Origin of the sequence: Dialister sp., assembly GCF_051885895.1 — a bacterium.
Lineage (GTDB): Bacteria > Bacillota > Negativicutes > Veillonellales > Dialisteraceae > Dialister.
The window spans coordinates 1-1,138 of record NZ_JBJEXP010000010.1 but is presented as its reverse complement, the minus strand read 5'-3'; the positions used below and the strand labels follow the sequence as shown (position 1 = coordinate 1,138).

The 1,138-nt window shown below is 45.6% G+C and carries 1 protein-coding gene; it reads left to right on the top strand.

The window, feature by feature from the left end:
- Positions 1-13: 13 nt before the first annotated feature.
- On the top strand, positions 14-1,138 hold a 1,125-nt coding region (locus tag ACI4N7_RS00585; RefSeq protein ID WP_439731425.1), incomplete at its 3' end, for a hypothetical protein.

Here is a 1,138-nt window from a genome sequence, read left to right as displayed (position 1 = left end):
AGGAGTGAGGATTATGGAGTGGCTTTTTCACATAAAGTATGATATCGACTTTTTTCTTGCTGCAATTCCTTTGCAGCTGATTATGATCATTTACTACATAAGCCGCCGGCACCTTCCTCTTCGGGAGTCCCGTTCCTTCTTCTATCTCATGGTGCTGAATCTTTTGAACCTGATGACTGATATTATTGCTTATGCAGTGCTGGCAGTCAGTCCGCCTCATACCGGGGCTATTTATTTCTGGTTTCTACTATATCTGCTTCATACTATATCTGCTTCATACTATATCTGCTTCATACTGTCAGCCTCTTTTCTGCTTCTCTATACATCAGATGCCCTTCATATTCCGGACTTTGCCGGACGATGGACAAAGGTAGTCCTGTTTTTACCGGCCTGGGTACTGCTGGCTCTGCTTTTTACGACTCCCTGGACAGGATATTTCTTTCAGTCCACACCTCTCTATCCCTACAAGAACGGTCCCGTGTATATGAGCATCTATAGCTGCTATATCTTTTATCTGGTTTTTTCTACGTTTCTGGTTCTGTTCAAATGGAATGAAAATTCATTAAAGAGAAATCTGGCCTTTATAGCCTGCGGCTTTCTGCTGCTTATCGGCATCTACCTGAGAAACGAATTCAGGCAGACCCTCATTCTGGGCTACTTCTTTACACTGGCTATCCTGGTAGGATATCTTACCGTCAGGAATCCTGATTTCTATATGGATGAGGAAACAAATCTTTTGAATGCTCAGGCTATGAAGCTGGTATATCAGGACCGGATGAGAGAGGGAAATGCGTCCTGGCTTGGTTTTGTCATCCGGGGATTTGAACAGAGCCGCATTCTTTACGGCCCTGTATTTGTGGACAGCTTTTTAAAGGATATCGGTGATTTCATACGCAGGGAGCTTGGCAGCTGCCATGGATTCTATCTGAGGGGCGGCCGTTTTGTCATTTTGACACCTTCCGCCAAGCTGACAGCGGAAGCAGAGCAGCATATCAAAGAGCGTTTCCAAAAGCCCTGGGTTAATGGAGAGAGAACGGCATTCTTTGATATTTCCTGCGTAACTTCCGGAGGGGATATCCGTCTGCCTTCCCTGGAAGAATTCCTGCTGGTGCTGGAAGATTCCCTGCAGGCTGCAAAG